1 protein-coding gene is annotated in these 590 nt (G+C 57.5%); it reads left to right on the top strand.

Annotated features, from left to right (window positions below; all coding sequences use genetic code 11):
• Positions 1-384: AMP-binding enzyme (locus ACI77I_RS32100; RefSeq protein ID WP_407000227.1), on the top strand; the 384-nt coding region annotated here is incomplete at its 5' end.
• Between the last annotated feature and the right edge of the window lie 206 nt (positions 385-590).

Here is a 590-nt window from a genome sequence, read left to right as displayed (position 1 = left end):
CAGGAAGCCACCGCCGAAGGCTGGTTCAAGTCCGGCGACATTGCGGTGATCGACCCGGACGGGTTTGTGCGCATCGTTGATCGCAAGAAAGACATGATCATCGTCTCGGGTTTCAACGTGTACCCGAACGAAATCGAAGACATCGTGATGGCTCACCCTAACGTCGCCAACTGCACCGTGAATGGAGGGCCGGACGAGCGCTCGGGGGAGGCGGTGAAGTTGTTTGTGGTGGCCCGCGAATCGGGGGTCAGCCTTGAAGAGCTGAAAGCCTACTGCAAGGAAAACTTCACGGCGTACAAAGTGCCCAAGCACATTGTGTTGCGTGAGTCGTTGTCAATGACGCCAGTGGGCAAGATCTTGCGGCGGGAGTTGCGCGATGCTTAGGGGGCGACTCAGGTTCGCACCGCACCGCGCCGTTACACCCGGTGGAATGACGGACATTTGAGGGGGGGATCATGAGTGAACACGACGAAAAGGCCCGCCGCTTGGCGGATTGGTACGAACGTTTAAGCAATCCCTTTATCACCGGCAGCCTGGACGCTTGGCATCGTGAATTAAGGCGTGAGGTCTATCAGTTGAAAGATCAGGGG

Origin of the sequence: Pseudomonas sp. D47, from assembly GCF_045447305.1 — a bacterium.
Classification (GTDB): domain Bacteria; phylum Pseudomonadota; class Gammaproteobacteria; order Pseudomonadales; family Pseudomonadaceae; genus Aquipseudomonas.
This window is presented reverse-complemented; position numbering and strand designations above follow the sequence as displayed.